Origin of the sequence: Agriterribacter sp. (assembly GCF_035444585.1) — a bacterium.
Classification (GTDB): Bacteria; Bacteroidota; Bacteroidia; order Chitinophagales; family Chitinophagaceae; genus Agriterribacter.
This window is the reverse complement of sequence record NZ_DAOMOZ010000259.1, coordinates 1-5,906: the sequence shown is the minus strand read 5'-3', so window position 1 is coordinate 5,906 and position 5,906 is coordinate 1. Positions and strand designations below refer to the sequence as shown.

At 46.7% G+C, this 5,906-nt stretch carries 5 protein-coding genes; all 5 read left to right on the top strand.

Annotation, left to right across the window (positions count from 1 at the left end; all coding sequences use genetic code 11):
• The first annotated feature begins 144 nt into the window (after positions 1-144).
• Positions 145-1,020 carry a 5-deoxy-glucuronate isomerase gene (gene iolB, locus PLH26_RS19390; protein WP_324587676.1) on the top strand — a complete coding sequence of 292 codons (876 nt, stop codon included), beginning with the start codon at positions 145-147 and terminating at the stop codon, positions 1,018-1,020.
• A 25-nt stretch (positions 1,021-1,045) separates the two neighbouring features.
• On the top strand, positions 1,046-2,062 hold the full coding sequence (iolC, locus tag PLH26_RS19385; protein ID WP_324587675.1) for a 5-dehydro-2-deoxygluconokinase: 1,017 nt from the start codon (positions 1,046-1,048) through the stop codon (positions 2,060-2,062).
• A gap of 170 nt (positions 2,063-2,232) precedes the next feature.
• Positions 2,233-3,699 (top strand): CoA-acylating methylmalonate-semialdehyde dehydrogenase, encoded by a 1,467-nt coding sequence (locus tag PLH26_RS19380; RefSeq protein ID WP_324587674.1) that lies wholly within the window; start codon positions 2,233-2,235, stop codon positions 3,697-3,699.
• Positions 3,700-3,756: 57 nt separating this feature from the next.
• The gene (gene iolG, locus PLH26_RS19375) at positions 3,757-4,779 is read left to right on the top strand and encodes an inositol 2-dehydrogenase (protein ID WP_324587673.1); all 1,023 of its coding nucleotides are present in this window, start codon (positions 3,757-3,759) and stop codon (positions 4,777-4,779) included.
• A gap of 133 nt (positions 4,780-4,912) precedes the next feature.
• Positions 4,913-5,906: sodium:solute symporter family transporter (locus PLH26_RS19370; protein WP_324587672.1), on the top strand; the 994-nt coding region annotated here is incomplete at its 3' end.

Genomic DNA, 5,906 nt, shown 5'->3' with positions numbered 1-5,906 from the left:
ACAGGTTTATTCATATTTGGCTGACCTAATCACAGCCCAAGTTCCGTTTTTTTCTCAACTCAAAAAATTTCAAACGTTTGCGGCCCCATATAAACTGTTTAAATAGAATTATAATGGTAAGTTTACCTTAGTAAAACAGTACGGATGCCATATCAAAATTTGCTTGTCAGTCCCAATACCGGAAGCCAAAGGTATCATCATTTCACTGCACAGGATGCAGGATGGAGCTATCTCAACTTTGAAGCCAGGCTGCTGGATAACCATGAAACATTTTCAGAAGATACCGGTGAAAATGAATATTGCATCGTTTTACTGGGTGGTAATTTTAAAGTGAGCTCCAATAAAGGCGAATGGGAAACCCGCAATGGCAGAAAAGATGTATTCAGTGGCATCGCCCATACTTTGTATCTTTCCCGCAATACCAGCTTTACGCTTACCGCACAAGCCCCCCATACGGACATAGCAATTTGCCGTGTAGCTACCAATGAAGATCATCCTCCGTATTTAAAGCAACCGGAGGAAGCTGCAATTGAATTCAGGGGAGGTGATAATGCCAACCGTCAGATCAACAGTTTGCTTCAGCCGGGGTTCAACTGCCATAAAATTGTATGCGTGGAGGTTTATACGCCGTCGGGCAACTGGAGCTCCTATCCTGCGCACAAACACGATGAACGCAAGGTAGATGCCAATGGCAACCTGCTGGAAGCGGAACTGGAAGAGATATATTTTTATAAAATAGACAGGCCAAACGGCTTTGCCATTCAGCAGGTGTATACAGATGATCGCTCACTGGATGAAGTAATAAAGGTGCACAATAACGATGCAGTGCTGGTGCCAAAGGGCTATCACCCGGTCGTTGCCGGGCATGGATACAATGTATATTACCTTAACTTTCTTGCGGGCAGCGATCAGTCTTTGGCAAACACGCCCGACCCGCAGCAGGAATGGATATTCGGCACCTGGAAGGGACAGGACCCGCGGCTCCCTATGGTAACAGCGGAAATGAACAATACAATTTGAGATTTGAAATTTCAGATTTGAAATTATGAACTTACAAAGAAAATATGACCTGCTTACTATCGGGCGATCTTCTATTGATCTGTATTCAGCGGATGTGGGCAGACCCTTTACCGACATTTCGGCTTTTAATGCCTTTGTGGGCGGATGTCCAACCAATATAGCAGTAGGAGCTACAAGGCTCGGATTAAAAACCGCGCTGCTCACAGGTATTGGCAACGACCAGGTTGGCGCATTCATTAAACGTTTTTTAGAAAAGGAAAACGTGATCACCGGTTTTATACCCACGATAGAAGGTACCCGGAGCTCGGCTGTTATATTGGGGATTGAGCCCCCGGATAAATTTCCACTGGTATATTACCGCGACAACTGCGCAGATATACATTTGGATATTGAGCATATAGATAAAATTCCTTTCAATGATTTTAAAGCGGCTATCTTTTCAGGTACGGCGTTGAGCAAAGACCCCAGCCGCACTGCCATGTTCTACGCCCTGGAGCTGGCAAAGAAAAATGCTGTTGTAAAACTACTGGATCTCGATTTCAGGGCCGATCAATGGCACGACCCGCGTGCTTTTGGCATAATCATCCGCACGATCTTACCGCAGTTTAATATCGTGATCGGTACTGAAGAAGAAATACTGGCCGCTTATCTCACCGATATCAGCCAGGTATCTATCAAACACCAGCAAATATCGGCTCCCGAGATCAAAGGCAATATTGACAAAGCCATACAAAATATTATAGCCACCGGCATTGATACCCTTATTGTGAAGAGAGGAAAAGACGGCGCTTCTGTATTTGAGAAGGGAAAAGCAGAAGTAAAGGTTCCCGGCTTCCCGGTGGAAGTGCTGAATGTGCTTGGTGCAGGAGATGCCTTTGCAGGAGGATTTTCATATGGTTACCTGAATGGCTGGGATCTGTATAAAAGTGTGCGCATGGGCAATGCCTGCGGCGCCATTATTGTTACGCGGGAAGGTTGCGCTAACTTTATGCCAACACTGGAAGAAGTGATGCGGTTTACAGATGAACGGGGCGGACTGTGAAAATGCTGCGGTCGGTACGCGATGAAGGAGCGTCGGACGGGAAGGTGCGGGTTGCAGGGTACAGGTTACAAGTTGCAGGGATTCCCTGCTACTAACAGCAGAATGAATAGATTCTTTGCCCAAAGCTGACTGCTGATCGCCTTTACAGATTAAAGTCAATACAACATAATATGGAAAAATTAAGAAATTATATCAACGGACAATGGGTAAGCAGCAATGCAGCCAGGTATGTGAACGTAACAAATCCTGCAAGCCAGGAAGTGCTCGCTGAAGTTCCTTCGGGTACTCCCGCCGATGTGGATGCCGCCGTTCAATCATCCGAAAAAGCTTTTGCCACATGGAAACGTTTGCCGGCAGGAAAGCGGATCCAGTATCTTTTCCGGCTAAAAAGCCTGCTGGAAGAAAACATTGATGAGCTTTCCAGGACCATTACGCTCGAGTCGGGGAAAACCTATGCCGAATCCAAAGCAGAGTGGGTGCGCGCTATTGAAAATGTAGAAAATGCGTGTGGCATACCCGCATTGATGCAGGGCGACTTTTCGGAAGACATTTCCCTGGGTATTGATGAATATATGATCCGCCAGCCGCTTGGTGTTTGTGCCTGTATTTCACCCTTTAACTTTCCCGGCATGATACCCTTTTGGTTCCTGCCTTATGCCATCGCATGCGGGAATACATTCATCATCAAACCTTCAGAAAAAGTGCCGCTTACCATGACCAAAGTAATGGAACTGGTAGCCAAATTAGATTTACCTGCGGGAGTAATTAATATGGTGCATGGCGGGAAAGAAGTTGTTGACGGCATACTCGAACATCCGGGCATTAAAGCAGTAAGCTTTGTGGGTTCGTCTGCCATTGCCCGTTATGTATATGCAAAAGGCGCTGCCAATGGCAAGCGTATGCAGGCGCAGGGCGGTGCAAAAAATCCTGTGATCATCCTGCCCGACGCAGATATAGACATGACCACACAAATTGTGGTAGACAGCGTGTATGGCTGCGCCGGCCAGCGCTGCCTCGCCGCATCTACCATCATTACCGTTGGCGAACATTCAAATATTACAGAAAACCTGGTAGAAATGAGCCGAAAACGCAGCACCGGGTTTGGGCTTGATGAAAACGTGCAGATGGGGCCTGTAATTACAGCCGACAGTAAAGCACGGGTGAACAGTCTTATAGAAAAAGGCATACAGGAAGGAGGCAGATTATTATTGGATGGCCGGAACGCTAAAATTTCCGGCTATGAAAAAGGTAATTTTATACAGCCTACCATCCTCGAAGACATACCGCTTCATGGAGAAATTGCCGCTACCGAAATATTTGGACCCGTAATGAGCCTGATGCACATCAACAGCATTGAAGAAGCCATTGCTTATGTGAACGGGAACAAATATGGCAATATGGCCTGCATATTTACCAGCAGCGGATTGCATGCCCGCAGGTTCAGGAATGAAGCAGACGCAGGCAATATTGGCATCAATATAGGTGTGGCGGCGCCGGTGGCGCAGTTTCCTTTCAGCGGTTGGAAAGAAAGTTTTTTTGGCGACCTGCACGGTCAGGGTAAACATGCCGTTGAATTTTTTACGCAAACCAAAGTGGTGATTGAAAGATGGCTGAAGGAATGGACGAGGAAGTTTTAGTGGTAAGTCGTAAGTGGTAAGACATCAGTTTTCAAATGCAAAATCTCAAATCATAACATGTCAAAAAAATTAAAGACCGGCGTGATCGGGCTCGGGCGTATCGGGCAGATACACCTCTCCAACCTGCTGTACAATACACAAAACGCGGAAGTGGTCATTGCATCTGATGTTTTCCCCGGTACACATGATTATGCCAAACGGCTGGGCATAGCACAGGTAACCACCCATGCAGAGGAAGTGATCGACCATCCGGATGTGGAGGCGGTGATCATCTGCGCTCCCACTCCCCAACATGTTCCTTATACTATCGCTGCCGCACAGGCGAAAAAACATGTGTTCTGTGAGAAGCCGCTGGATGTTACCCTTCCTGCTATCCTTTCTGCCCAAGAGGCGGTAAAAAAAAACGGTGTAAAGCTCATGCTGGGCTTTAACCGCAGGTTCGATCCTAACTTTGCCAGGATCGGGTCGCTGGTAAAGAACGACGCCATTGGCGAACCGCATATTTTGCGGATCACCAGCCGCGACCCCGCTCCTCCCCCGTTGGAATATGTAAAAGTATCGGGCGGGCTTTTTCTCGACATGTCCATCCACGATTTTGATATGGCCCGCTTTATTACGGGCAGTGAAGTGAAAGAGGTATTTGTAAAGGGAGATGCCCTCATAGATCCGCGTATAAAACAATACAACGATATAGACACAGCCGTGATCGTACTTACATTTGAGAACGGCGCTATCGGCGTAATTGACAACAGCCGTAAAACGGTTTACGGGTACGACCAAAGGCTTGAGATATTCGGCTCAAAAGGAATGGCGAAAGCAGAAAACAATACGCCCGATAATGTAATGCAATATGGAAATGAAGGAGGGCAAACTGCATTGCCGCTCTACTTTTTCCTGGAACGCTATGAAAAAGCCTACCGTACCTGCATGCAATCATTTATTGATTGTGTGCTGAACGATACGCCTTCACCGGTAGATGCACACGATGGGCTTATGGCCACCGCCATAGGACTTGCCGCAGGCATATCCTTGAAGGAAAACAGGGCCGTGAAGATGGACGAAATAATAAAAATACAATGAGAAGGTGAGAAGTGAAAGAGAAGAAGTGAGAGATGAGAGCCGCTCACCACTCACCACTCACTATTCACTATTCACCACTCACCACTGACCACTCACTACTCACCACTCACCACTCACTTAATAACCCCTAACGATGAACCAAACCGGCTTGCACACATTAGATTACCTGGTTTTTTTTATGTACCTCGTCATCATTGGCGGTTACGGTTACTGGATATATAAAAAGAAAACGAACAAGTCCAATACTGCCTCAGGTTTCTTCCTTGCCGAGGGATCACTTACCTATTGGGCTATTGGCGCATCGCTGATCGCTTCCAATATATCGGCAGAACATTTCATTGGCATGTCGGGATCGGGTTTTGCTATTGGATTGGCCATTTCATCGTATGAATGGATGGCAGCGGCAGCACTGATCGTTGTTGCCGTTTTCTTTTTGCCCGTATATCTTAAGAACAAGATATATACAATGCCGCAGTTTTTGCGGCAACGCTATAACCCGGTTGTAGCCACTACAATGGCCGTGTTCTGGTTATTATTATACATATTCGTCAACCTCACTTCCATCATTTACCTCGGCGCACTGGCCCTGGAAGTAACCGCCGGCATTGATTTTAATGTAGCGGTTGTAGCCCTGGCGCTTTTCGCTATTTTAATTACTATTGGCGGTATGAAGGTGATCGGGTACACCGATGTGGTGCAGGTAATAGTGCTTATCATTGGCGGACTGATCACTACCTATTTAGCGCTAGACCTGGTGGCAAAAGAATTTGGCAAGCCCGATATATTCGGTGCCTTCGGAACATTAAAAGCACAGGCTGATTCTCATTTCCACATGATACTGAAGCAGGATAATCCGTACTACAAAGATTTACCGGGCTTAACGGTTATTATTGGCGCTATGTGGATCAACAACCTGAACTACTGGGGCTGTAACCAGTATATTATTCAGCGCACGCTGGGCGCCGACCTGGAAACAGCGAGAAAAGGAATTCTGTTTGCAGCATTTTTAAAACTGCTGGTACCCTTAATTGTTGTTATACCGGGCATCGCTGCATTTGTATTGCACCAGAACGGCATGTTCCAGCAGGAAATGGTAGATGCGGCGGGAACGGTAAAACCCGATCATG